Raw genomic sequence first — 24,977 nt, forward strand, 5'->3', positions numbered from 1 at the left:
GCCCCCTGATGCACCTTTTCCACGGACACGGGGGGCACGGCTCCCACAACGTCGATTCGAGCAAGAAGTAATCTTGCACGGCCAAAACACCCAGGGAGGCTATCCATGTCGAATGCGCAACCGCACGAACACGTCCATCATGACCACCAGCATCATGAAGGGCATCACACGCATGTGTCGTTGCCCACGACGGGACTAAAGGATCCTGTCTGCGGTATGGATGTGACGGAACAATCGCATCACTCGACAGAGCACGAAGGGCGTCCTTACTACTTTTGCAGCGCCAAATGCAAAGCACGCTTCATGGAAGCGCCGCAAAAGTTTCTCTCGACTCCCATCAGCGAGCGCGCGCCTCAGCCTGAGCCCGAAGCGGCGCAACCGGGCACAACCTATACCTGCCCCATGCACCCTGAGGTGCAACAGGACCATCCTGGAAATTGCCCCAAGTGCGGCATGACACTGGAGCCCATGCTGCCCACGCTGGATGAGGGAGAAAACGCCGAACTTGTGGATTTCCGGCATCGCTTCTGGTGGACGCTGCCACTTACCGTAGTAGTCACCATCCTGGCCATGGTGGGACACCGGCTGCAGTGGTTCGAGATGGGCACCCAGAGCTGGATTGAGCTCGTGCTGACAGTCCCCATCGTGCTGTGGGCTGGCTGGCCCTTTTTTGTGCGTGGTGCCCAGTCCATTGCGAACCGCAGTCCCAACATGTGGACGTTGATCGGCCTGGGCACGGGCGCCGCATTTGTCTACAGCGTGGTCGCCACCGTTGCGCCCGGGGTGTTTCCTGCCTCGTTCCAGGCCATGGGCCGCGTGGCGGTGTACTTCGAAGCAGCAGCCGTCATCATCTCGCTCACGCTGCTAGGCCAGATGCTGGAGCTGAAAGCACGCTCCCAGACCTCAGCCGCCATCAAATCGCTGCTGGGCCTGGCGCCCAAGACTGCGCGGCGCATCGATGCCAGCGGCCAGGAGAGCGATGTCCCGTTGTCCCACGTCCATGTGGGCGACCTCCTGCGCGTGCGGCCTGGCGAGAAGGTGCCGGTGGATGGCCTAGTGGTCGAGGGGAGCAGCGCGGTGGACGAAGCCATGCTCACTGGCGAGCCGGTGCCCATCGTCAAGGGGCCTGGCGATGCCGTCATCGGTGCCACCCTCAATACCAACGGCGCTCTGGTGATCCGGTCCGAGCGGGTGGGTTCGGCCACCATGCTGTCGCAGATCGTTCAGATGGTTGCGCAAGCACAGCGCTCACGGGCCCCCATGCAGCGCATGGCGGACCAGGTGGCGGGCTACTTCGTGATGGCTGTGGTGGGTATCGCGTTGCTCACACTCTTCGCGTGGGGCCTGTTCGGACCGGAGCCACGCTGGGTCTACGGCCTGGTCAATGCAGTTGCGGTGCTGATCATCGCGTGCCCTTGTGCGTTGGGCCTGGCAACACCCATGTCGATCATGGTGGCTACCGGCCGGGGGGCGACCAGCGGGGTTCTGTTCAGGGACGCAGCAGCCATCGAGAACCTGCGCAAGGTGGATACGCTGATCGTGGACAAAACCGGTACGCTCACCGAAGGCAAGCCCTCCTTCGAACGTGTGGTGGCCATGCCCGGTCTGTCCGAGGACGAAGTGCTGCGCCTGGCGGCCAGTCTGGACCAAGGCAGCGAGCATCCGCTGGCCGATGCCATTGTCCAGGCGGCCCGCGCCAAGGGGCTGGCCCTGGACAAGCCCGAGGACTTCGAGTCCGGGTCTGGCATCGGCGTACGCGGACGGGTCGCCGGGCGCCAGCTCGCCCTGGGCAACACAGTCCTCATGGAGCAGGTCGGGGTTTCAGCGAACCCGCTGCTTGCGCAGGCAGAGGCCTTGCGCGCCACAGGGGCGAGCGTGATGTACCTGGCAGCTGATGGCCAGCTTCAAGGGCTGCTGGCAGTTTCGGACGCCATCAAGGCCAGCACGCCGGAAGCCTTGGCAACGTTGCACGCGGCGGGACTGCGCATCGTCATGGCCACGGGCGACGGCMTGACCACCGCCAAGGCGGTAGGTGCAAAGCTGGGGATTGATGAGGTCCATGGGGAGGTCAAGCCTGCGGACAAGCTGGCGCTGGTGTCGCGGTTGCAGGACGAAGGCCGTGTTGTTGCCATGGCTGGGGACGGGATCAACGACGCGCCCGCCCTTGCCAAGGCAGACGTGGGGATCGCGATGGGTACCGGAACCGATGTGGCGATGAACAGCGCCCAGGTTACCCTGGTCAAGGGCGATCTGCGGGGGATTTCCACAGCGCGGGAGCTGTCGGACGCAACGGTGGGCAACATGAAGCAGAACCTGATGTTCGCCTTCCTCTACAACGCGCTGGGCATACCGATTGCCGCAGGGCTGCTGTATCCCTTCACCGGCTGGCTGCTGTCGCCGATGATCGCGGCCTTGGCGATGAGCCTGAGTTCGGCGTCCGTGATCGCCAACGCCCTGCGGCTTCGCAAGGGCTGAGTTGGCTCGGCAGGCTCGGATTTGATCTAGGTTAAGTCTGTGGCCGCCGCTGGGGATACCATTCGCACCATGATCTTCGCCAGAAGCACCGTATCGCGCCAAGGACGCTGGATAACCAGCTTCCTGGTCGCGGCGTTGCTTCTGATGCAGTTCGCGTTGGCGGCCTATGCCTGTCCCAAGCTGGACTCCGCAGCCCATGCGGCATCGATGCAAAAAGCGGGCATGGCCATGGAAGACTCAGTCGGCATGCCCTCCATGCCCGATTGCCACGCTATGGCGGGAACCATGGATGAGCAAGATCCTCAGCTGTGTCGAGCCCATTGTGATGGCGACAGCTTGTCCTCCCCCTCGCTACAAGGTCTCGATCTGCAGGCGCTCGCGGCTCACGCCATCTGGGTTGCTTATGTGCTGCCCGTGATCCTGGACTCAGAACGCCATATTGACCCTCGGGCTGTCTACGCAGAGCTGGACAGTCGAGCGGGCTCTCCCCCCATCTACTTAACCCATCAGGTCTTTCGGAATTGAACGTGCACGGCGTGTGCGCTGCCTTGCAGCGTGCGCGCAGGTCTGACTTCGTGCCCCTTCATTTCGAGGACCATCATGCCCAACATCTCCTTCGGCGCTCCCTGCGAGCGCCTGCCTGCGCAACTGCGCATTCATCCTCTCTCGCCGCGCATCCGTGTGCGCAACCTCAACCATCTGCGCCTTTGCGCTCTCGGATTCCTACTGGCCGGCATCGGCCTTGCAGGCAACCAGGCCCACGCCCTGGGGTTTGCCGAAGCCTTGGATCTGGCGGAGCAGCACAGCCCTCGTATCACGGCCCAGCGGCTGCAGATTGACGCAGCCAGCAGTACCCAGAAGTCGGCGGGAACTCTGCCGGATCCCAAGCTCTCGGTCGGGATCGAGAACTTTCCCGTCAGCGGCATGGACCGCTTCAGCCTCACGCGCGAATCCATGACCATGCAGCGCCTGGCGCTGATGCAGGAGGTGCCCAACCGCGCCAAACGAGATGCCCAGATTGCCGGCGCCGAGGCCAAGGTGGAACGCGAACGCGCCGCCCTGGGCGTCCAGCGCCTGCAGATCCGCCAGGAGCTGAGCCAAGCGTGGATCATGGCCCAGGCTATCGAGCAACGTGATCAGGTACTCACCGGTCTACTGAGTGAGAACCAGCGCCTGCAGGACAGCCTGACTGCCCGCATCGCGGGGGGGACGGCCCAAGCGGGCGATCTCCTGATGGCCAGGCAGGAGGCGCTTGCGCTGTCGGACCGCAGGGACGATCTGCAGCGGGACCGGTCCAAGGCCAGGGCGATGTTGCGGCGCTGGGTTGGCGCTCGCGCCGACGAGGCGCTTCAGGGAACTCCTGGGCCGCTGAGCCGCCCCCTGGACCAGTTGCGCGCAGAGGTACACCGCCATGCCGAACTGGCGCAGTACCCCGCCATGCAGGCCATGGCCTTGGCGGAAACGCGCGAAGCCCAGGCAGAAACCAAGGGTGATTGGTCCTGGGAAGTCGCCTACAGCCGCCGCGACCGACGCTGGGGCGACATGGTGTCCTTCCAGGTGACCTTTGACCTTCCCTGGCAACAGGAGCGGCGCCAGGGACCCCAGATCAAGGCCAAGCAGCTGGAGCTGCAGCGCCTGGAAGCCGAGCAGGAAGACGTGACCCGCAGGCACCTGCAGGAGCTGGAGGACAGCGCCTCAGAGCTGGCGGCACTGAACAGTCAGATCGAACGGCTGCAATCGGCTGGCATGGGCTTGGCACAGGGGCGTGCCGAACTCGCGCTGGCCAACTACCAGTCCGCCAAAGGCGACTTGAGCGCCGTGCTGGCGGCTCGGGCCCAAGTGCGGGAGACGCACTGGCGGCTCATTGATCTGCAGGCACAGCGGGACACCGTGATTGCCCGCTTGAACAGCCTGATCGCCGACTGAAGGGAGAACCACATGACCAATAACGTTTTCAAGAAGACCGCTGTGGCCGTAGCACTGGTGGCTGCAGGCATCGCCCTCGGCTGGACCGTCTCCCAATGGCGCACCGCGAACAACCACGCACTGGGAGCCAGTCCCGCATCGACAGAAGCAGCAAAAGCCGACCGCAAGGTGCTGTACTGGTACGACCCGATGTCGCCGACGCAGAAGTTCGATAAGCCAGGCAAGTCCCCCTACATGGACATGGCCTTGGTACCCAAGTATGCGGATGAGGACACTCCGGAAAGCTCCGGCCTGAGCGTCTCCGCCCAGGCCGTGCAAGCCCTCGGCCTGCGCACCGCCCTGGTAGAGCAGCGAGACATTGGGTCCGATGTGGACGTGCTGGGCACGGTCCAGCTCAATGACCGGGATGTGAGCATCGYCCAGGCCCGCTCGGGCGGCTTCGTGGAACGCGTCTATGCCCGGGCCCCGGGCGACGTGGTGGCCGCAGGCGCGCCATTGGCCGATCTACTGCTGCCAGAGTGGGTGGCTGCGCAGCGCGAGTTTCTCGCGGTCCGGGCGCTCAAGGACGAGTCGCTGACGACAGCAGCGCGCCAGCGGCTGTCGCTGCTGGGCATGCCTGCCTCGCTCGTGGCCCAGGTGGAGCGCACGGGCGAACCTCAGGGCCGCTACACGGTGACCTTTCCACAGGCGGGGATGGTGGCCGAATTGATGGTGCGCCAGGGCATGACGGTCTCTTCGGGGGGCAGTCTGGTGCGCGTAAACGGCCTGGCCAGCGTCTGGATCGAAGCGGCCGTTCCTGAAGCGCAAAGCGGTCCCTTGCAACTGGGGCAGGACGCCCAGGTCCGATTGGCCGCGTTTCCGGGCGAAACCCTCAACGCCCGGGTCGTGAGCATCCTCCCAGAGGCCAACCGGGACACCCGCACGGTGCGCGTGCGGCTGGAGCTTCCCAACCCCACCCAGCGCCTGAAGGCGGGCATGTCCGGGCAGATCGTCCTGGCCGGACGCACACAACCAGCGCTGCTGGTGCCTAGCGAAGCGGTGATCCGTACCGGCAAGCGGGCACTGGTCTACGTGGTGGACGGCCCCGGCAAGTACCACCCCGTCCAGGTACAACTTGGCGCGGAAATCGATGACCGCCTCGTCGTTCCAGGCGGACTGRCCGCAGGACAACAGGTGGTCGCCTCGGCACAGTTCCTGATCGACTCGGAAGCCAGCCTGCGAGGCATCATGCCCGCACTGCCTCCAGGCAGCAGCGCGCAACCCATCGCTGAACAGGGTTCCTCGGCCTCTGCGGCTCCGGCGTCCAAGAGCTTTACGGTGCGAGGGGTGGTCGATGAGGTCACGCCCACCGAGCTGACCCTTACCCACGAGGCCGTGCCTGAACTGAAGTGGCCCGGCATGACCATGCCATTCAAGTTGGCAAACCCAGAACTGGCAAAAGCACTGAAACCCGAGCAGCAGGTGAAGTTCACCTTCCAGCAGCAAGGCAAGGACTTCGTGATCACTGCCGTGGAAAGGATCAAGCCATGATCGCGCGTCTGATCCGCTGGTCGGTGGCGAACCGACTCCTGGTTCTGCTGGCGACCGTGATGCTTACGGCCTGGGGCGTGTGGGGTGTGCGCAGCACCCCCGTGGACGCTCTTCCCGATTTGTCGGATGTCCAGGTCATCATTCGCACTTCCTATCCCGGCCAAGCACCGCAGATAGTGGAGAACCAGGTCACATACCCGCTGTCCACCACCATGCTGTCCGTCCCGGGTGCCAAGACGGTGCGCGGCTTCTCGTTCTTTGGCGACTCCTTCGTCTACATCCTGTTYGASGATGGCACGGAYCTGTACTGGGCGCGTTCTCGCGTGCTGGAGTACATGAACCAAGTGCAGGGACGGCTACCCGCCACCGCCAAATCGTCACTCGGCCCCGACGCCACCGGGGTCGGCTGGATCTACCAATACGCGCTGGTGGACCGCACTGGAAAGAACGATCTGGCCCAACTGCGGGCCCTGCAGGACTGGTTTCTGAAGTTCGAACTCAAGAGCCTGCCCAATGTCGCGGAAGTGGCGTCGGTGGGGGGCATGGTCAAGCAGTACCAGGTGGTGCTTGATCCGATCAAACTCGCAGCCCAAGGGCTGACCCAGGGGCAGGTGCGTGAGGCCATCATGGGCGCCAACCAGGAAACTGGGGGATCGGTGCTGGAGTTGTCCGGGGCCGAGTACATGGTGCGCGCCAGCGGCTACCTCAAGACGCTGGACGACTTTCGGGCCATCCCGTTGGTATCGCGCGCCGGGATTCCCGTGCGTCTGGGCGATGTCGCAACGCTTCAGATCGGGCCGGAGATGCGGCGCGGCATCGCTGAACTCGACGGCGAGGGGGAAGTGGCTGGAGGCGTGGTCGTGCTGCGATCTGGCAAGAACGCCCAGGAAACGATCCAGGCCGTAAAGGCCAAACTCAGCGAGCTGCAAAGCAGCCTGCCCCAGGGCGTGGAGATCGTCACCACCTACGACCGCAGCGCACTCATCGAGCGGGCGATCCAGAACCTCAGCACCAAACTCGTAGAGGAGTTCATTGTGGTGGCGGTGGTCTGTGTCTTGTTCCTCTGGCACCTGCGTTCTGCGCTGGTCGCCATCATTTCTCTGCCGCTGGGGATCATGGCGGCGTTTCTGGTGATGCGCTACCAGGGCATCAACGCCAACATCATGTCSCTGGGCGGGATTGCAATCGCCGTGGGCGCCATGGTCGATGCAGCTGTGGTGATGATCGAGAACGCCCACAAGAAGCTGGAGGCCTGGCAGCACAAGCATCCCGACCGCCAACTGGTGGGGGAAGAACGCTGGAAAGTGATCACCGAAGCTGCCGAGGAGGTGGGSCCSGCGCTGTTCTTCTCGCTGCTKRTSATCACGYTGTCCTTTGTGCCCGTTTTTACGCTGGAAGCACAGGAAGGCCGCTTGTTTGGACCGCTGGCSTTCACSAAGACCTACGCSATGGCSGCMGCKGCGGSMCTSTCGGTCACGCTGATCCCGGTSCTCATGGGCTACTGGATCCGGGGGCGTATCCCTGACGAGCAGAAAAACCCCATCACCCGCGCGCTGATTGCCGTGTACCGACCTTGCCTTGAGTGGGTCTTGCATCGTCCCAAATCCACCCTGGTCATCGCCGTGCTGGCGCTGACGACCACGATCTGGCCCCTGTCGCGGTTGGGGGGCGAGTTCCTGCCCAGGCTGGATGAAGGCGATCTGCTGTACATGCCGTCAGCCCTGCCGGGCCTGTCGGCACAGCGAGCCACGGAGCTTCTGCAATTGAGCAACCGGATGATCAAGACGGTGCCCGAGGTCGAGCGCGTCTTCGGCAAGGCGGGCCGAGCAGAGACCGCCACCGATCCGGCGCCGCTGGAAATGTTCGAGACCACGGTGAAGCTCAAGCCCAGAGACCAATGGCGTCCAGGAATGACGCCCGAGGGCCTGATCGAAGAGTTGGACAAGGCCGTCAAGATCCCCGGCCTGTCCAACATCTGGATTCCACCCATTCGCAACCGAATCGACATGCTGGCAACCGGCATCAAGAGCCCCATCGGTGTCAAGGTGACGGGCAACGACCTGCAGGTGATCGATGGGATCGCGGCACAGGTCGAGCAGGTCGCCAAAGGCATTCCGGGAGTGGCCTCGTCACTGGCCGAGCGCCTGACAGGGGGCCGCTACGTCGATGTCCGCATCGATCGCACGGCCGCGGGGCGCTACGGGCTGAATGTGTCCGATATCCAGGCCGTGGTCTCCGGGGCCATCGGTGGAGAAAACGTCTCGGAAACGGTCGAGGGCCTGGCGCGCTTCCCCATCAACCTGCGCTACCCGCGTGAGTGGAGAGACTCGCCCGAACGCTTGGCCCAATTGCCCATCTCCACCCCCATGGGGCAGCAGATCACGCTGGGTACGGTGGCCAGCATCGCCATCACCGATGGGCCACCCATGCTCAAAAGCGAGAACGCCCGCCCATCGGGCTGGGTATATGTCGATGTGCGGGGGCGCGATCTGGCTTCCGTGGCCAATGAGCTGCGCGATGCCGTGAGCCGACAGATCAAGCTGGAGCCCGGGGTCAGCATCACGTACTCAGGCCAGTTCGAGTACCTGGAGCGGGCTAATGCCCGCCTGAAAGTAGTGGTGCCTGCCACCTTGCTGATCATCTTCGTGCTGTTGTACTTGACCTTCTCGCGCATGGGCGAGGCGGGACTGATCATGGCAACGCTGCCATTTGCGCTCACTGGGGGCATCTGGTTCCTGTACCTCATGAACTACAACCTTTCGATCGCCACCGGTGTGGGCTTCATCGCCCTGGCGGGGGTCGYGGCTGAGTTCGGGGTGGTCATGCTCATCTACCTCAAGCAGGCACTCGCAGAGAGATGTCCAGACGGCAGGCAGCCCACACTGGAAGAGCTGCTGGACGCGATTCGGGAAGGTGCCGTGCTGCGCGTGCGACCCAAGGCCATGACCGTGGCAGTCATTCTGGCGGGCCTGGTGCCCATCGTGTGGAGCAGCGGGACAGGCTCGGAGGTCATGAGCCGCATCGCGGCTCCCATGCTGGGCGGTATGGTGACCGCACCGCTGCTTTCTTTGTTCGTGATTCCTGCAGCCTATGTGCTGATGCGAAAGCCAAGGAGAGTGAAAACAGAGGCATCTGGAGGCTGAACGCTGCGTTGCGCAAGCTGGTGCTAGCGATAAACCAGTTGTTTCTCACTCCCAATCGCGCACGCTTGCATGCTATTTTGCGCACGGTGCAAGCGTCAGGCGTGCAAAATCTGCGGACTGACCGCCCGGAAAGAACAACAGTGGAAATTCGTAAGCGCAACAACGTGCATGTGATCGATGCAATTCGCCCGGACGTCCCCGTGCTCGTCTATGCGCACGGCTTTGGGTGTAGCCAGCATATGTGGCGACACATCACTCCGGCCTTTGAAGGTAAGTGCCGCCAGGTCTTGTTCGACTACGTCGGCTGCGGCCAATCAGACTTGGCCGCCTTTGACCCCGTGAAGTACGCAAGTCTGAAAGGCTACGTGCAAGATCTGCTGGATGTATGCGACGCATTGGGCATCGAGCGCGGAGTGCATTTTGTTGGACATTCGGTCAGCGCCAGCATCGGCCTGCTGGCCTCCATCGAGCGACCTCTGCTTTTTGATCGCCTGATTCTGGTCGGCCCGTCGCCTTGCTACATCAATCACGCTCCGGACTACCTTGGAGGGTTCGAGCGCCAGGATTTGGATGGCCTATTGGACCTCATGGACCAGAACTTCATGGGCTGGTCCAGTTACCTCGCACCCATTGTGGCGGGAGCGCCGCAGGCGGACAGTTTGGGCGGGGAGTTGTCTGATAGTTTCTGCTCAACCGATCCTACGATGGCTCGTGTCTTTGCGCAGGCAACCTTCTTTGCGGATACCAGAGAGGAGCTGTCGCGCGTGACCCGGCCAAGTCTGATCCTGCAGCATGGCAAAGATGCACTGGCGCCCCTTTCTGTCGGGGAGTACATGCACAAGAAGCTCAGGGGCAGCACGTTGGAAGTGCTGGACGTGACCGGACACTGCGCTCACATGAGTCATCCGCACCTGGTGACGGCCGCCATGCAGCGATATCTCTCCTTAGCGTGAGCGAAACCGAGAGGGCGGAACATGCTGGCGGTTGATGACATCCCTTGCGCGATGATGATCACGGACCCGGTGGGGCACATCGTGCGGATGAACAGGGAGTTCCTTGTCCTGATCGGGGGCACGGAGGCGTTTTGGCTCGGCCACTCCATGGATGAACTGTTAACACCAGCTTCTCGAATTTTCAGCCAGACCCACCTGTTTCCCACGCTGCATCACGCCAAGAGTGCGCGCGAAGTATTCCTCCACCTGCGCGGTGTTGGCGGCGAGACTGTTCCTGTCATGGTCAATGCGGTCAGCAAGCGCCTGGAGACGGGCGACCACACCGTATGGGCCTTTTTTGTGGCCCGCGAACGCAGCCGTTTCGAAGGCGAGTTGATCAAGGCCCGTGCAGAGGCCCAGGATCTTGCCCAGCGCTTGGCCGCCAGCAATGAACAGGTTGAATTGCAGAATCGCCAGCTTTCGGAACTGAGTCTCTCTGATCCRCTTACAGGTCTTAAAAACCGCCGTGCGCTGGAATTGACCGTGCAAGAGTGGCAACGGACGGCCTCTCGACAGAGTTCCGTGTCGTTGTTGATGGTGGACGTGGACTACTTCAAACGGATCAACGATGCGCATGGCCATCCCGAGGGCGACCGGGTGCTGGTGAACTTTGCTCGCCAGTTACAGGCAGGCGCCCGTGGTTCGGACCTGGTGGCGCGATACGGCGGGGAAGAATTCGTCCTCTGGTTACCTGATGCGGACGCAGAAGCCGCTGCCCGAATCGCGGAGCGGGTGCACAAATGCGCCAGACGGGTTCGCTCATTGGCGGGGCCAGTAACGGTCAGTGTCGGGCTGGCATGTGCAGTACACCAAACCGGAGCGGATTTCCTCGCCCGGCTGCTAAAACGCTCTGATGAAGCTGTTTACAGGGCAAAGGCGCTCGGGCGCAACTGCACAGTGGTTAGTGACTGAGTCACCAAGCCTCGCGCAGCTCACCAGCGTTTGGAATAGTGATAGCTTCCCCCGCAAAGAACGTTCGCGGTGAGACTACTTGGATGGCATGGCTGCTTGGCGGTCCACCATCATTTGCATCATCTGCTCCATCATGGCCATACGGCGCTCCATTTGAGCGTGCATGCCCATCATGCCTCCCATACCCGAGTTTCCGGAGGCTGCAGGCATGGCAGGTTTGGTCTGCGCCCCTTGCTGCATCATTCCCATCCCCATGCCACCAGAACTACCCGCGCCCATCGTGGCCATGCCTGACTGCATGAGCTTCATGTGCTCCTCCATCAGCGCTGAGCGTTCGGCGGGAGTCTTGGCCGCCTGCATTTTTTTGTGCATTTCCTGCATCGCCTTCATCTGACGATCAAAGGCGTCCGGTGCAGACGCGGCAGTGGCTGCCGGGGCAGACTGGGTTGTGACGCCGCCGCTCTGTGCATCTCCGGGGTGGTGGCCTGCGTGTTCGTCCTCAGGTTTTGGCGATTGCGCGACGGCACAGCCTGCCACGAATAGGGTTGTCAACAGCCCAGCGACGATGTTCAGACGCATGATGGTCTCCTTGGTAGTTCAACTGCAGCATGACGACGTCTGCCTTGCACCGTCTTGATCCACATCAACAGGGGTTACGGGCCGAGACGCACAGCAGCAGCCACCGGTTGTTCGGCGAGATGCAGGACTCACCGCCGCGTCTGCTTTGTATCCAGCACGCTCAATTGCGGAGCGGACAAGCTCCACAGTGTCGTCTTCGACTTGCCCAGGAACGCGGACCTGCCGCGTGGCCACATCGATTTCTACTTCGACGCTTGCTGGCAGTTGGGCCTGAGCTATTGCTCGACGAATACGCTGAGCACAACCGCCGCACGTCATATCAGGAACATTGAAATGGACCATGTGAGCCTCCTTTGGTTGATTCACGTTTTGACTATGAACCTTGCCACGGTGGTAAGGTCAAGGTCTCACGGAATTCAATCGGCATAGAAGACCGGAAAGCAGTAAACGAACCCAGTGCTGGTGGTGTCTCTACGAGCTAGAACGCTCGCGCCTTGGGTGAACGACTGTCGAAAATCTCCATCTCAGCCGAGGGGAAGGACACCTTTGGCGCCTTGCGCCTTCCCGCCGCGTGCCTAGCGCGCAGGCGCCACCATAGCGGTGGCAATTGCCAAATGCTGGGCAGGCCCTGTACCTGCCTGAGAGAGAAAGCCCTCGGCGAACGAGAAGTTTTTAGCAGATCGAACCACATGCGCTTGGAATGCAAGCGACTCGTTGACAAGTGCAAGGGACAAAAATTTGACCGACAACTCCAGGGTGATGACGACCTTGGAATCGTAGTGGCCCAAACCTGCAAGCACGAAGGCTGCATCAAAACCTGCGGCGATAACGCCGCCATTGATTGCGGAGGTTCCTCCACCTCCCTGAAGGCCAGATTCGATTTTGGTGAAATTGATGATCGCCAAGCCTGGCTCTTTGAACGCCCCCCTAAACCCAAACCAAGCAATTTCTTTCCTGGCGTTGAATTGAGCCAATTGCTCTTCGCGCTGAGTGGAGACTAGGCGAAACGGGATGGTCGGACTATGCATGGGAAAGCAGTGGTGCGTTTACCGTCTAAATGTACATTGAGGGCTCGTCAAAATGTACATTCAGGATGCGTCTAACCTTGCATCCAAGACACCTGCGGCGGGGGTTTTCTCGAATGAAGATTCGATAGTTGGACCGTTGTTAAGTCCACCGTACACCGCGAGCTGCTATGGGGTTCTGGCCGACAAAGCCACATGACAGCTGCGCAATTTTTCCCTCAGTTCGTGTTGTACCTCGGGGTTGGACAAGCCCGTAGTTCCCTCGCATGCGACCAGGTTTTGTCGACAGGAGTCAGGCCAATCTTCCAGATCGTCATCGAGCGCTATCCACTGTTGGGGTCTTCTGCGCTGAGCGTCTTCTTGAACTTGCACGCCCCGGGGTGTGGTGCGGAACATGGACAGGTTCCAGGGATCCACGCCATGGACACGCTTGTGGTACGTCCCGCCAATGAACCGGGCACTCAATGTGGCAGGAAGGCGTTTAAGAGTTGCGCTGTATCCGGGGCGAATGCACCAAGTGCTACTCAGTACCAGGGCGACTGCCGGGTGGGGTTGGAGCACTGACTCCAGGATTGGAACCCATTCGAACAGCGAATGTCCTGCAGCCTCATACGGGCTCATGTAGATACCCTTGCGGGGATGCCAGAGCACTTTTTCATGGTGAACAACGCCATCGAGATCGAGGTACAGGACGACGTCCGCGCTGCGTGGAGTGGACGCAGGGAGATATGGGGAAATTTGGCCAGAGGACAGAGTCATATGTTGGGACTGGACTGTGCTTGGTGGGGATATAGTCAAGGAGGACGGCGGGGCCAGAGCGGACTCAGAACTTGCCAGCCACGTGCGTATTCCTACGAGAACGCACCAGACTGGACACGCATGAGCAAGCTCCGCACCACCTCAAGGCCGCCGGGCTCTTTGAGCACATCGAGAGGCCTTCGATCGCCCAATGCCGGGACCACCCCCACGAGCCAGTGATAAAGCCAGTCCTTTGCGTCGAAACCAGTTGGGTCGCCACACTCGTCAACCATGCGCTGCACAAGCATAGTGAGAATAGCGATGTGGTCTTCAAGGGCGATGAGGGCAGAATCTGCGGCCATGATTTACCAATCAGTCCCGCTAACAATGGCGTAGCGGCGTCGCCTGACGCGTCGGATTTTTGGCGGCATCGCCCAGGCGCGCCCATTCCCTTGCGGTGACGACAGGAGGAGCGTGCTTCACCGTGATTGCGATGACGGGCTTCGCCTTGCGGGCAGCCTGACCCGTGCGGCGCAATTCCATGGCGAGAGGATCTCTCAAGAGCTGTCGCGAGCTTCGAAGAGAGATTTCATCAAAGTACCCCTCAGAAAAACGTCGCCCCCGGGGGCATGCTTTCGCAGAGGTCGCACCGGGGGCTTGCTTTGCGCTGATGATAGCAACGATGTTCAAACTCATCGCGGGGTTGTATCGGGAGGAAAACCAGCGCTGGCTCACCAAAGGCCACGCTTGCTCACTTTTACCAGCGCACTGGTAAGGGCCATCAGCGTCTCTACATCTGTCAGCACCTCCGCCCCCTTCAACGTGGACGGCAAAGAAATTCCAGCGATCTCTTCAGTACGGTTGAGCACCTGCTCCACCAAACTGGTTCGGGGAACAAACATGTAGTGCACTTCACAGTCCAGGCCATGAGCCAAACGTGCAAGCGTATTCAGCGTGATAGTGCCGTTGGCCTCGGCCTGCTCCAGTTTGCGGACTCCCTGTGCCGTCATGCCCAAACGCTCACCTAGCGCTTTGGAACTCATGCCCAAGGCCAATCTCACCGTCTTTGCCCAGCCACACCTGGGCGTGGCATTCCGCTGCAGCTTCGCGAAATCGCAAAACTGCCGATCAAGTTCGGCCAAGCGGGTGAGATCCAGGCGGTTTTTCAAGGGGGCAAACGCATGAGGCAACAGACTGGTTGCCTCTTTAAGCAGATCTGGGCAACCGGTTTATTTCCATTGGGAGACGGGCACACTTGGAAAACAAAAATGGCATTCCATTCAGCTATCTTCGCACGCCACGGTCCCAAACCGGACCAATTAGTCTCATATTAACTTGAATGAAGAATGATGCTGCGTTTGGAAAAAGCGACCCTCGGAAAATTTGGAGCACAGGACATGTTGCGCCTGATCACGTCACGGGGTTGGGAAGCCATCCTGCCGGATGCACTGGATGACAACCACCTTTTGTTGATGTCAGACCAGCTCCGAGACCTTCTGTCTGGCTCGGATTGGAGCGGGGATCACGATCCCGCTAGTGCAGCCTTACCGCTCGCCCTGTTGCTTCTGACCAAGGCGGGAGCCAAACGTTCAGGCGACAGCTTGGAAGTGGGTCTGGAAACTCTGCAAGAAGCCCTCTGCTTGCTCAGCACTGCCGTGGATCGGGAGATCGTCAATCGGATGCTGCACCGCCAAGATGCCACACCCATTGGCACCGGTCTGATACAAGGGCTTCAAATGCTGGTTCAGTATGCCAAGGAACAGGCCGAATCGGAATGCCAAGCCTAGTCTGAAATGATGCCCTTGAAGTCCGCTTTGACGGTCCTGAGGAGTTCATTGACCAAGTTCGTGTCCAGGTCTGGGCAGTACGCGGTAGCAATCAAGGTCAAAGGGTGGATCTGCATCTGCTCGGCCAATACCTCGATGGTGCGGATACTGGGCACTTGATGTCCCTGCTCGATGCGACTGATGTGTCGGCGGCTCGTTGCCAGCAACATGTCTTCCTGAACCAAGCCGCGTGCCGCGCGCAATTGCTGCAGCGCCCGACCAAAGTCGGCTTGGGGTGGAACACGCTTTCGGGAAGACATCCACCCGATTTCCGTCCAATGAGACTAAAAAGACCACGACCAAATAGTCTCATAGGCTCGCTAACTCGAAAAAATATTCAGCCCTATTGGAAATCTGTTTCTGAAGTAGCACTGTGCCCATACTCTTTCTAGATTTTGATGGGGTCCTACACCCAGAGCATTGCCATGAGTCGAAGCACTTCTGTTGCCTATCGATCTTGGAAGATGCGTTACGACAGGTGCCCGAGTGCCAGATCGTGATCACCAGCACCTGGCGCCTGGAACAGGCCTATGAGGATCTATTGGAAAGGTTCTCTCCGGACATTGCCGCCATGATCGAAGGCGTTACCCCCAGATATTGCGATCTAACGAACGTCCCGAATACGCTGGTGGGGTACGAGCGGGAGGCGGAGTGCCACGCCTGGCTTTGGGCCAACGAAATGCCACATCGCAGATGGGTGGCGGTGGATGATCGATCGTGGCTCTATCGGCCGTTCTGCAAGTCGTTGTTTTTGGTCGATGGGCGAACGGGACTCACGCAGGCCACCGGTTCACAACTGACAGCTCGTCTTCAAACCACACTTTGAAAAGACTGCCAGGAGGGCAGACCACCTAGCCTCAGAAAACACAAATCTAGGGTTAACCCGAGCATCCTAACCGGGTAATCTGCACCGAAAGTGAGATCACCCCGAAGCCATCCTGGCCCCCAAACAGATTGCATCGGCCGACCTGGAGCGCTGCCGGGCGCTGGGTGAGGCCATGGCGGCAGGGCTGGGGATGGGGGTGTTCTAGAACAGGCTCTCAGGCCGGCGCCACCAGCTCGGGCGCCTGGTACACCAGCACCTTCAGCGCCCGCTCCGGCTCCACATCGGCAAACACGGGGGGATTGGCCACGCGCTCCACAAACCGCAGATCGGGCGCCAGCTCCTGCATCTGGTCCTGCAAGAAGGCCAAGCCCAGCTCTGGCGCATTGAGGCACAACAGCGCGTGGCCGCCGGGGGCCAGCAGGTCGGGCAGCCGGCGCATCAGGCGGGCGTAGTCCTTGGTGGCGACAAAGCTGCCCTTCTGGTAGCTGGGCGGGTCCACGATGACCAGGCCGTAAGGGCCGCTGCGGTTGATCTTGCCCCAGCTGCTGAAGATATCGTGCGGCAAGAAGGCGGCGCCCGTGGTGATGCCGTTGAGCTGGTGGTTCTGCTGCCCGATGCCGATGGCGCCGTGGCTCATGTCCACGTTGACCACCTGTTTGGCGCCCGCCTGCAGCGCCACCACCGAAAACGCACAGGTGTAGGCAAACAGGTTCAGCACCTTGAGCCCGTAGCGGTCTGCACTGCGCGCTGCGGCATAGTTGCGCACCCATTGGCGGCCTGCGGCCATGTCCAGAAACAGGCCGTGGTTCTGGCCGCGCAGCACATGCACGCGGTAGCGCACGCCCGCTTCGGTGACCACATGGGGGTCGAGCACCGCACCTGCCATCAGGCGGGTTTCACTGCGCCCCTCGATGCGCAAGGCCTCGCCCCGGTGCTGGAAGACCCAGTTCAGCGGCTGGCCTTCCGGCGCAATCTGGGACCAGCGTGCCTGCAGCGCCTCGCCGATGGTCGCCAGTTCGGAATCGCTGGCCGGCGCGAAGCTCGTCAGCACGAACACTGGCGGATACGCATCCAGCACCCACTGCTCGCAGCCCGGAAACAGCCCACCCCGGCCGTGGAAGACGCGCTGGGCGTCGGTGGGCAGGGGCATGGAGGCAATGGCGTCGAGCAGGGCTTGCATGGAGAAAAGGGCTGGCAAAAAACAATTTCAGAATCAAAACGGCATGATGTGCTAGTCCAGCATGCCTGGGCAGCTATTGATTCAATAGCAATTGAGCATTATCGCCGCCAGCACTGGCGCAGACACCCACCAGAGACAGCGAATGGCCGTGGGCCCGGCTACACCGGCCCGTCGGTGCCAGGCAGCCCCTGCCGCCCCAACCACTGCTTGCGCGATGTGCGCAGCTTGAAGCGCTGGCGGTACGCCCCTGGCGTCACCCCGGCCACGCGGGTGAACACCTTGCGAAAACTGCCCGTGTCGTTGTAGCCGCATTGCTGCGCCACATCGTCCACCGTGAGGTAGGTGGTCTGCAGCAGCGCCTGGGCCTGGGCAATGCGCAGCCGGTGCAGGTAGTCCTGCGGTGTTTCTCCATGCACCTGGGCAAACCAGCGCAGCAAGCTGCGCGGGCTGGTGGCGGCGGCGCGGGCCGTGGCCTGCAGGCTGTAGGGCTCGTTGCGGTGGTCCTGCAGCCAGCGCCGTGCCTGCTCCAGCGCGCCCGCAGCCAGCGGGTGGCCCGTAGGGGTCTCCATGGCGGTGGTGGCGGTCAGCTGGCGCTGCGGGTCAAACCGCAGCGCGTGCGATGCGGCCTGCGCCAGCTCGGCCGCCGGTGTCTGGGCCAGCAGGTCAAGCATGGCTGCCAGGGTGTCCTGCAGGGATGCGGTGGTCCACAGGGCACCGTCACGCTGCCAGGTTCGCTCCCGCTGCCAGGCCACATCGGCCGTCCTTGCCCCACTCTCGCTGGACTGCAGCACGATGGACGGCGCAAACACCCACGGCAGCGCCGCCTTGCGCCCAGCCAGCAAGCCACAGTGCGCCAGCAGGCTGGACCCGTTGAACAGCGCAGCCACCAGCCCGCCCCGCTGCAGGTGGCCCTGCAGCATGGCGCCATAGTGCTCGCTGTAGCGCCGACTGATCTCACGCAACTGCGGCCCAGTAGGGACCAGCCAGCCGGGGATGACGACCACATCCAGCGCCTCCGGACCCAGGTCTGCGCCGGGCATCGGCGGCGGGGCGGCATCGCGCTCCTGCGGCATGCGCAGCCAGAACCAACGCACCACGGGCTGCGCGCCCCCGGGGCGCATCGCCGCCAGCATGTTCATGGCGCGCAGAGCGTCCACCGCAGCGGCGGCGGTGCTGGCAATGCTGCCGTGCCCCCAGAGGATGCCCACGTTGAGGCAGGACGGCAGTGCAGTTTTGGCAGTGGGCATGGTGGCGATCTTGCCACCCTTTGTGGCCAAACCGCCACCGCTTCGCAGTGTTACCGGGCAGTAGCATGACCGTGCGACGACAGCGCCCCGCAGCCATGGCCCTGCGCTGCGGGCCCACACAAACGGAGACACCCACCCATGCACGAACCCTCAACCCATCGCGGCCTCTCGATGGCCCTGACCACCCTGGCCGCGGCCTGCACCGCCCTCTTTCTGGCGGGCTGCGCCAGCCAGCCAGGCGCTGCACGCGCAGATCGCAGCGTGACCATTGAACGCACCACCTACGGCATTCCGCACATCACCGCGAACGACCCCGAATCGCTGGCCTACGGCGTGGCCTATGCCTATGCGCAAGACAACGTCTGCATGACGGCCGACCAGCTCGTGACCTCGCGCGGCCAGCGCAGTAGCACCTTCGGTGCCCAGACCATCGGGCTGCTGGGCCGCCGCTACATCCCCAATGCGCAGATCGACCTGTTCATGGCAGCCCACATGGACGACGCCATGCTGGAGCGCGCCTGGGCCAAGACCAGTGCCGAAACGCAGGCCCTGGCGCGTGGTTATGTGGCGGGCTACAACCGCTTCCTGGCCGACAACGCCTCCACCCTGCCCGATGCCTGCCGGGGCAAGCCCTGGGTGCAGCCCATGACCCTGGCCCAATACCGCCGCATGGCCGAGGTGGTGGCCGTGCAGGCCGGTATTGCCGCGCTGGCCGATGGCATGCTGGGCGCCCAGCCGCCCGCGGCCAAGGCCGCGCAGGCGCCCTCCGCTGACATGAACCTGGCCGATGCCGCGCAGGCGCTGCGCGACGTGGGCCTGCTCGACTCGCCCCTCGGCTCCAACGCCTGGGCCTTTGGCAAGGACGTGACGGCCAACGGCAGCGGCATGCTGCTGGGCAACCCGCACTTCCCGTGGAGCGGCCCCAACCGTTTCTATGAAATGCACCTGACCATGCCCGGCCAGATGGACGTGATGGGCGTGGGCATCGGCACCTACCCCATGGTCTCCATCGGCTTCAACAGGGACGTGGCCTGGTCGCACACGGTGTCCACCGGCAAGCGTTTCACCTTCTACGAAGTCACGCTGGCCGAAGGCGACCCCACCACCTACCTGGTGGACGGCAAGCCTGAGAAGATGACCGCCCGCAAGGTCAGCGCCCAGATCCCCGGCCCGGACGGCAAGCTGCAGACGCAAGAGCACACGGTGTGGTCCACCCGCTGGGGCCCGCTGGTGGTGGTGCCCCGCGCGGGCCTGACCTGGAACGCCAAGACCGCCTACGCCCTGCGCGACGCCAACACTGGCAACACCCGCATGATGGACGCAGCCCTTGCCTTTGCCCGCGCCCGCTCGGTGCAGGACCTGCACAAGGCGCACGCCAACCTGGGCCTGCCCTGGGTGAACACGCTGGCCGCCGACCGCAGCGGCCAGGCCATGTATGCCGACGTGAGCGTGGTGCCCGATGTGGATGCCGCCCAGCTCGCCCGCTGCGCACCCAGCCAGCCCGCCGCCGCGCTGCGCGCCGCTGCCGGCCTGGTGGTGCTGAACGGATCACGCGCTGACTGCGACTGGCGCCGCGACAGCGCATCGCCCGTGCCGGGGCTCATCCCCATCGGCCGCATGCCCGTGGCCTTCCGCACGGACTGGGTGCACAACAGCAACGACAGCTTTGTCTACACCCACCCCGGCCAGAAGTTTGAGGGCATCTCGCCCCTGGTGGGCGACGCCAGCCTGACCCGGCCACGCACCCGCGCCGGTCTGGCCGAGATTCCTGAAATGCTCGGCCGGGGCAAGGTCACGCTGCAGGCCATCCAGGGCCAGTTGTTTGAGAACCGCAACTTCATGGCCCAGGTGGTGGTGCCCGACCTGCTGGCCGCGTGTGACAAGGCCCCCACGGCCGAATCCCGTGACGGCTGTGCGGCCCTGAAAGGCTGGGACCGCCGCAACAACGTCGATGCACGCGGCGCCCATGTGTTCCGCGAGTTCTGGCGCACCGCGCGCAACATCCCCGGCGTGCACCGCGTGCCCTTCGATGCGCAACAGCCCGTGGCCACCCCTGCAGGCCTGAAGATGGCGGACGCCGCCATCGCCGCCAAGGTGTGGGAGGCGCTGGACGGCGCCGTCAAGGCCATCCGCACCAGCGGCTACACGCTCGACGCCACGCTGGGCAGCGTGCAGCGCCCCGCCATCACCGAAGAAGCGATTGCGCTACACGGCGGCGAGGAGTTTGAAGGCGTGCTCAACAACCTGGGCCGCCAGGAGCCCGCGCCCATCAACAAGGCAGGCTTGCGCATCGACTACGGCACCAGCTATGTGCAGACCGTGGCCTTCGACGCCAAGGGCCCAGTGGCCCAGGCCATCCTGACCTATGGCCAGTCCACCAACCCCGCGTCGCCCCACGCCAACGACCAGATGCGCGAGTTCTCGGCCAAGCGCTGGCACACCCTGCCCTTCCACCGCGACGACGTGGTGAAGGCGCGCGTGGGCGAGCCGCTGCGGCTGGTGCGGCCTTGAGCGCCTGCGGGCACTGCGCCTTTTTTACAGGGCGGTGCCTCGCAGGTGCAAGGCCACATGCTGCAGCAGCATGATGGTCTTGCCGTCCTGGATCGTGCCGTTGGCAATGCCGGCCAGGGCGTCGGCCAGCGGCATCTCGATCACCTCGATGTCCTCGCCCTCTCCCTCCAGGCCGCCGCCGCTGCGGATGCGGTCGCCGGGTTCGTACTCGGCCACGAAAAAGTGCAGCTTTTCCGTCACCGAGCCAGGGCTCATGTAGGCCTCGAACACCTTGCGCGGCTGGCGCACGCGGTAGCCGGTTTCTTCCTCGGCCTCGCGGCGGATGCAGGTTTCGGGGTCGTCGCCATCGAGCAGTCCCGCGCAGGTCTCGATCAGCAGGCCGTCAGCGCAACCGTTGAGAAAGGCGGGCAGCCGGAACTGGCGCGTCAGCACTACGGTGCTGCGACGCGGGTCGAACAACAGCAGTGCGGCGCCATTGCCCCGGTCGTAGGCCTCGCGGCTCATCGTCTGCCATTGGCCGTCGCGCCGGCGCAGCGAGCAGGTGACCCTGCGCAGCACGTACCAGTTGTCGGAGAGCACCTGCACATCCAGCAGCTTCACATGCTCGGTGCGGGCGTTCAGCTCAGCGATGGGGACTTCAGGCACAGGGTGGCTCATGCAATGCTCCCCGCCGGCGGGCTTGGGTAGCGACGCACGGCAAGCGCCAGCGCGAAGGCAGTGTGGTCGGTTAATGAGTGCATGGTTTTGACAAGATTGATTTACGCAATATCATGCACAAACATGCAAATTCGTGCAATCAATTCGTGTAACCCTTCATGCTGACCACCCAACGCAAACAGCTTCTGCTCGACCGCCTGCGGCGGGACGGCCAGATCGTGGCCAAGGCCTTCAGCGAGGAGCTGGGCATCTCGGAAGACACCGTGCGGCGCGACCTGCGCGAGCTGGCTGCGGAGGGCCGCTTGCAGCGCGTGCACGGCGGCGCSCTGCCCGCCTCGGCCGCAGTGGGCAGCTTGCAGGTGCGTGAGCAACTGGCCCCCGAAGACAAACGCGCCCTGGGCCGCGCCGGGGCCGCGCTGGTGTTGCCCGGCCAGGTGGTGATCCTGGATGGGGGCACCACGTCGTTGCAGGTGCTGCAGCACCTGCCGCTAGACTTGCGCGCCATCGTGGTCACGCACAGCCCCACCGTAGCGGTGGCGCTGGCTAGGCACACGCAGGTGGAGGTGCTGATGCTGGGAGGCAGGTTGTTCCGCCACTCCATGGTGAATGTGGGTGCCAGCGTGGTCGAGGCCGCAGCCCAGTTGCGGGCCGACCTGTACCTGATGGGCGTGACCGGCGTGCATGCCGAGGCCGGTCTGACCACGGGAGATTTTGAAGAAGCCGCCGTCAAACGTGCCCTGCACCAGCGGGCGGCAGAAACGGTGGTGCTGGCCTCGATCGACAAGCTGGGCACGGCATCGCCGTTCAGCGTGGCCCCCTTGCACGAACTGGCCGCGCTGGTGGTGCCTGCCGCCACACCGCAGGCACTGCGCGAAAAGCTGCAGGCCGGTGGCGCCAAGGTGGAGATCGCAGCGGCCTGATCAGGCCATCAGACAGTAGCGGCGCCAGCGCCCTGGCGCAGATGTGCGACCAGCGCCGCAGCAAAGCCCGTCAGCACCGCCCCCTTGCGCACGCAGATCTGCAGGTCGCGCTGCGCCCAGGGCTCGTCCAGCTCGACCAGCACCGGTGGCTCGCTCAGGCCCGCCACCTGCAGGGCCGCTCCCCGGGGCACCAGGCCAATGCCCACGCCCGCCCCCACCATGCGGCACACGGCTTCAAAGCTGCGCACCTGAATGCGCACGTCCAGATGCCGCCCCAGCGCGGCAGCGGCGTTGGTCGTGAAGGTGTGGATGGCCGATCCCGCGTGCAGCATCACAAAGGCCTGGTCCAGCACCTCGGCAAAACCCACGCGGCCACGCCCTGCCAACGCATGGCCTGCGGGCACGATGAGCACCAGGCGGTCCTGCCGGTAGGGTGACAACTCCACACCCGCGCCCGTGCCACTGTCGGCCAGCACACCCACCTCGATCTCGCCGCTGGCCACTGCGACCACGATCTCTGCGCTGGTGCGCTCCTCCAGGCTCACGCTGACCTGCGGGTGCTGCCTCAGGAAACCCGCCAGGTCGTCGGGCAGAAAGGTGTGCGTGGCATGGGTATTGGCCCACAGGCTCACATGGCCCCGGATGCCGCTGGCAAAGGGCGAGAGGTTGGCATGCATCTGCTCGACGCTGGCCAGCACCTGGCGCGCATTGCGCAGCAGGGCCTCGCCCGCCCGGGTCAGCGCCACGCCTCGCGTCTGGCGCTCAAACAGGGAGGTGTTCAGCGCCTCCTCCAGCCGCCGCAGCCGGTGGCTGGCCGACGACGGCGCCAAATAGGCGCGCGCGGCGCCGCGCGTGAGGTTGCGCTCTTCGGCAATGGCGACAAAAAGGCGCAGGTCGGTGAGGTCGTAGCTCAAAGCGGTCTCCTTGCCTTCGTGAAAACCGAACGCATGGTTGCTGGATCAACAATTGTGCCTTGCAACATACAAAGGCAGGATGCCAGCCATCCCGATAAAAAGCATGCAAATCGTTCGGTGCTGCCGTACAAGATGCTTGACCTGACACATGCCCTGGAAAAACTGGTCCTCCGAACGCCTTGGTCTTGCCCTCGCCATCCTGGCGGCGCTGGGCTTTTCCTTCAAAGCCATTTTTGTGAAGCTGGCCTATGCCGTGCCCCAGGCCGTGCCCGTGGATTCCGTCACCCTGCTGTGCCTGCGCATGGCGTTTTCCGTGCCGGTGTTCGCCTGGGTGGGCTGGCGCGCCAGCCGCCACCTGGCCCCGCTGAGCGGGCGCGACTGGCTGGCCATCACAGCCCTGGGCCTGCTGGGCTACTACGGCGCCAGCATCCTGGACTTCATCGGCCTGCAGTACATCACCGCCAGCCTGGAGCGGCTGATCCTGTTCACCTACCCCACGCTCACCATCCTGATCGGTGTGCTGTTCATGGGAAAACGCGCCTCCCGGCGCGAGCTGGGTGCTCTGCTGCTGTCCTATGCGGGCATTGGCCTGGCCTTTGCGCACGACCTGCATGTGGCGGGCGACACGCGGTCGGTGCTGATCGGCGCGGGCTTTGTGTTTGGCTCAGCCATCTCGTATGCGTTCTACCAGGCGGGCAGCGAGCCTGCCATCCGGCGCATGGGTGCAGCCCGCTTCACGGCGCTGGYGATGCTGGTCTCGACCGGCGCCACACTGCTGCATTTTGTGGTGTCGCAGCCCATGGGGGCGCTGGTGCAGCCTGCCCCGGTGTACCTGCATGCCCTGGGCATGGCCGTGTTGTCCACCGTGCTGCCGGTGTTCATGACCTCGGCCGCCATCCGCCGCATCGGCGCCTCCAAGACAGCGCTCATCGGCACGCTGGGCCCCATCCTCACCATCTTTTTTGGCGCCTGGCTGCTGGGCGAGCCCTTGTCCGCCTGGCAACTGGGGGGCGCGGCCCTGGTGCTGGCAGGGGTCCTGCTGATTAGCAAAATCAGCATTCAAACAGGCCTTCTGCGCCTGATGGATAAGACTTTATTGCTATACAAAAAATAGCAAACATATCCCCGCACCCAATCCCCCAGGCACGCAAGGGCGCAAAAAAGCCCGCACGGGGCGGGCTGTGGGCCGAGTGCAGAAGCCTTTTTCTCAGGCGCGCGGAACGGGTGCGCCGGAGTTCACGCACAGCGCCATGTTCAGTGCCTTGATGGCGGTCTTATAGTCCTCGCGTTCGATCACGAACTGCATGTTCACCTGCCGCAGGGTCTGCGACACGCAGTTCACGTTGACCTGCGCATCGGCCAGCGCCTGCGCGGCCTTGGCCAGCACGCCGGGGATGCCGATGTTGGAGCCGATGGTGCAGACAATGGCGCTGGGCTTGATCGTCACGACCTGGTAGTCCTTCTGCAGCTCGGCCACCAGCTCGGGCGTGACCTGGTTGTCCCACACCAGATGGGCGATGGAGTTGGCGTCGGTGGCCTTGAGGATGTAGCTCACATCGTGCTTGCAGAACACGTT

The 24,977-nt window shown here is 63.2% G+C and carries 26 protein-coding genes and 1 pseudogene; 14 read left to right on the plus strand and 13 right to left on the minus strand.

The window, feature by feature from the left end; translation table 11 throughout:
• Window positions 1-8: 8 nt before the first annotated feature.
• The 8 genes from AC04MI_RS13735 (at window position 9) to AC04MI_RS13770 (ending at window position 10,978) form a co-directional block, all read left to right on the plus strand.
• Window positions 9-71, plus strand: a complete 63-nt coding sequence (locus tag AC04MI_RS13735) for a hypothetical protein (protein WP_476497996.1) — start codon at window positions 9-11, stop codon at window positions 69-71.
• Between the two features lie 34 nt (window positions 72-105).
• Window positions 106-2,475, plus strand: coding sequence for a heavy metal translocating P-type ATPase (locus AC04MI_RS13740; protein ID WP_476497988.1), 2,370 nt, complete (start codon window positions 106-108; stop codon window positions 2,473-2,475).
• A 69-nt stretch (window positions 2,476-2,544) separates the two neighbouring features.
• Window positions 2,545-3,000 (plus strand): hypothetical protein, encoded by a 456-nt coding sequence (locus tag AC04MI_RS13745; RefSeq protein ID WP_099732103.1) that lies wholly within the window; start codon window positions 2,545-2,547, stop codon window positions 2,998-3,000.
• A gap of 75 nt (window positions 3,001-3,075) precedes the next feature.
• Window positions 3,076-4,401 (plus strand): TolC family protein, encoded by a 1,326-nt coding sequence (locus tag AC04MI_RS13750; RefSeq protein ID WP_099730236.1) that lies wholly within the window; start codon window positions 3,076-3,078, stop codon window positions 4,399-4,401.
• A gap of 12 nt (window positions 4,402-4,413) precedes the next feature.
• Window positions 4,414-5,931 (plus strand): efflux RND transporter periplasmic adaptor subunit, encoded by a 1,518-nt coding sequence (locus tag AC04MI_RS13755; RefSeq protein WP_476497989.1) that lies wholly within the window; start codon window positions 4,414-4,416, stop codon window positions 5,929-5,931.
• The gene (locus tag AC04MI_RS13760) at window positions 5,928-9,074 is read left to right on the plus strand and encodes an efflux RND transporter permease subunit (protein WP_476497990.1); all 3,147 of its coding nucleotides are present in this window, start codon (window positions 5,928-5,930) and stop codon (window positions 9,072-9,074) included. Before AC04MI_RS13755 ends, AC04MI_RS13760 begins: the two co-directional genes overlap by 4 nt.
• Window positions 9,075-9,082: 8 nt before the next feature.
• Window positions 9,083-10,027, plus strand: a complete 945-nt coding sequence (locus AC04MI_RS13765; RefSeq protein WP_476497991.1) for an alpha/beta fold hydrolase — start codon at window positions 9,083-9,085, stop codon at window positions 10,025-10,027.
• Window positions 10,028-10,048: 21 nt separating this feature from the next.
• Window positions 10,049-10,978, plus strand: a complete 930-nt coding sequence (locus AC04MI_RS13770; protein WP_476497992.1) for a GGDEF domain-containing protein — start codon at window positions 10,049-10,051, stop codon at window positions 10,976-10,978.
• Window positions 10,979-11,053: 75 nt separating this feature from the next.
• Here the strand turns inward: AC04MI_RS13770 and AC04MI_RS13775 are convergent, their stop codons facing one another.
• From AC04MI_RS13775 to AC04MI_RS13805, 7 genes are all read right to left on the minus strand, one after another.
• Complete coding sequence (locus AC04MI_RS13775) at window positions 11,054-11,557, minus strand: hypothetical protein (protein WP_015012969.1); 504 nt, start codon at window positions 11,555-11,557, stop codon at window positions 11,054-11,056.
• Window positions 11,558-11,575: 18 nt separating this feature from the next.
• Window positions 11,576-11,899, minus strand: coding sequence for a heavy-metal-associated domain-containing protein (locus AC04MI_RS13780; protein ID WP_099730231.1), 324 nt, complete (start codon window positions 11,897-11,899; stop codon window positions 11,576-11,578).
• Window positions 11,900-12,132: 233 nt separating this feature from the next.
• Entirely contained in the window at window positions 12,133-12,585 is a 453-nt protein-coding gene (locus tag AC04MI_RS13785; protein WP_099730230.1) for a PaaI family thioesterase, read from the minus strand.
• Window positions 12,586-12,750: 165 nt separating this feature from the next.
• Complete coding sequence (locus AC04MI_RS13790; protein ID WP_099730229.1) at window positions 12,751-13,341, minus strand: HAD domain-containing protein; 591 nt, start codon at window positions 13,339-13,341, stop codon at window positions 12,751-12,753.
• Window positions 13,342-13,433: 92 nt separating this feature from the next.
• Complete coding sequence (locus tag AC04MI_RS13795; RefSeq protein ID WP_099730228.1) at window positions 13,434-13,682, minus strand: MbcA/ParS/Xre antitoxin family protein; 249 nt, start codon at window positions 13,680-13,682, stop codon at window positions 13,434-13,436.
• 19 nt (window positions 13,683-13,701) lie between these two features.
• Entirely contained in the window at window positions 13,702-14,016 is a 315-nt protein-coding gene (locus tag AC04MI_RS13800; RefSeq protein WP_143227262.1) for a hypothetical protein, read from the minus strand.
• Between the two features lie 35 nt (window positions 14,017-14,051).
• Window positions 14,052-14,489, minus strand: a complete 438-nt coding sequence (locus AC04MI_RS13805; protein WP_099730227.1) for a helix-turn-helix domain-containing protein — start codon at window positions 14,487-14,489, stop codon at window positions 14,052-14,054.
• A 177-nt stretch (window positions 14,490-14,666) separates the two neighbouring features.
• Between AC04MI_RS13805 and AC04MI_RS13810 the strand changes: the two genes are divergently transcribed.
• Complete coding sequence (locus AC04MI_RS13810; protein WP_063459123.1) at window positions 14,667-15,107, plus strand: hypothetical protein; 441 nt, start codon at window positions 14,667-14,669, stop codon at window positions 15,105-15,107.
• Here the strand turns inward: AC04MI_RS13810 and AC04MI_RS13815 are convergent.
• On the minus strand, window positions 15,104-15,406 hold the full coding sequence (locus AC04MI_RS13815) for a helix-turn-helix domain-containing protein (RefSeq protein ID WP_082836262.1): 303 nt from the start codon (window positions 15,404-15,406) through the stop codon (window positions 15,104-15,106). The genes AC04MI_RS13810 and AC04MI_RS13815 overlap by 4 nt on opposite strands.
• Window positions 15,407-15,519: 113 nt before the next feature.
• Here AC04MI_RS13815 and AC04MI_RS13820 point away from each other — a divergent pair, with 113 nt between their 5' ends.
• The gene (locus AC04MI_RS13820) at window positions 15,520-15,972 is read left to right on the plus strand and encodes an HAD domain-containing protein (RefSeq protein WP_099730226.1); all 453 of its coding nucleotides are present in this window, start codon (window positions 15,520-15,522) and stop codon (window positions 15,970-15,972) included.
• Between the two features lie 100 nt (window positions 15,973-16,072).
• Window positions 16,073-16,177: pseudogene (locus AC04MI_RS13825) on the plus strand (flavodoxin family protein); the annotation flags it as partial.
• Between the two features lie 9 nt (window positions 16,178-16,186).
• Here AC04MI_RS13825 and AC04MI_RS13830 read toward each other — a convergent pair.
• On the minus strand, window positions 16,187-17,152 hold the full coding sequence (locus AC04MI_RS13830; protein ID WP_436077244.1) for a class I SAM-dependent methyltransferase: 966 nt from the start codon (window positions 17,150-17,152) through the stop codon (window positions 16,187-16,189).
• A gap of 158 nt (window positions 17,153-17,310) precedes the next feature.
• A complete protein-coding gene (locus AC04MI_RS13835) occupies window positions 17,311-18,399 on the minus strand; it encodes a GlxA family transcriptional regulator (protein ID WP_436077243.1) in 1,089 nt (362 codons plus the stop codon).
• Between the two features lie 138 nt (window positions 18,400-18,537).
• Between AC04MI_RS13835 and AC04MI_RS13840 the strand changes: the two genes are divergently transcribed.
• Window positions 18,538-20,910: a penicillin acylase family protein gene (locus tag AC04MI_RS13840; protein WP_476497993.1), complete on the plus strand. Its 2,373-nt coding sequence runs from the start codon at window positions 18,538-18,540 to the stop codon at window positions 20,908-20,910.
• A 24-nt stretch (window positions 20,911-20,934) separates the two neighbouring features.
• Here the strand turns inward: AC04MI_RS13840 and AC04MI_RS13845 are convergent, their stop codons facing one another.
• On the minus strand, window positions 20,935-21,567 hold the full coding sequence (locus tag AC04MI_RS13845; protein WP_436077241.1) for an NUDIX domain-containing protein: 633 nt from the start codon (window positions 21,565-21,567) through the stop codon (window positions 20,935-20,937).
• 158 nt (window positions 21,568-21,725) lie between these two features.
• Here AC04MI_RS13845 and AC04MI_RS13850 point away from each other — a divergent pair, with 158 nt between their 5' ends.
• Window positions 21,726-22,487 carry a DeoR/GlpR family DNA-binding transcription regulator gene (locus AC04MI_RS13850; protein ID WP_436077240.1) on the plus strand — a complete coding sequence of 254 codons (762 nt, stop codon included), beginning with the start codon at window positions 21,726-21,728 and terminating at the stop codon, window positions 22,485-22,487.
• Between the two features lie 8 nt (window positions 22,488-22,495).
• Here AC04MI_RS13850 and AC04MI_RS13855 read toward each other — a convergent pair whose 3' ends face one another.
• Entirely contained in the window at window positions 22,496-23,401 is a 906-nt protein-coding gene (locus AC04MI_RS13855; RefSeq protein WP_436077239.1) for a LysR family transcriptional regulator, read from the minus strand.
• 148 nt (window positions 23,402-23,549) lie between these two features.
• Here AC04MI_RS13855 and AC04MI_RS13860 point away from each other — a divergent pair, with 148 nt between their 5' ends.
• A complete protein-coding gene (locus tag AC04MI_RS13860; RefSeq protein WP_476497994.1) occupies window positions 23,550-24,515 on the plus strand; it encodes a DMT family transporter in 966 nt (321 codons plus the stop codon).
• A gap of 93 nt (window positions 24,516-24,608) precedes the next feature.
• On the opposite strand, the gene AC04MI_RS13865 is transcribed toward AC04MI_RS13860, so the two are convergent.
• On the minus strand, window positions 24,609-24,977 hold a 369-nt coding region (locus tag AC04MI_RS13865; protein WP_476497995.1), incomplete at its 5' end, for an ACT domain-containing protein.

Source organism: Acidovorax sp. LjRoot204 (assembly GCF_056175785.1).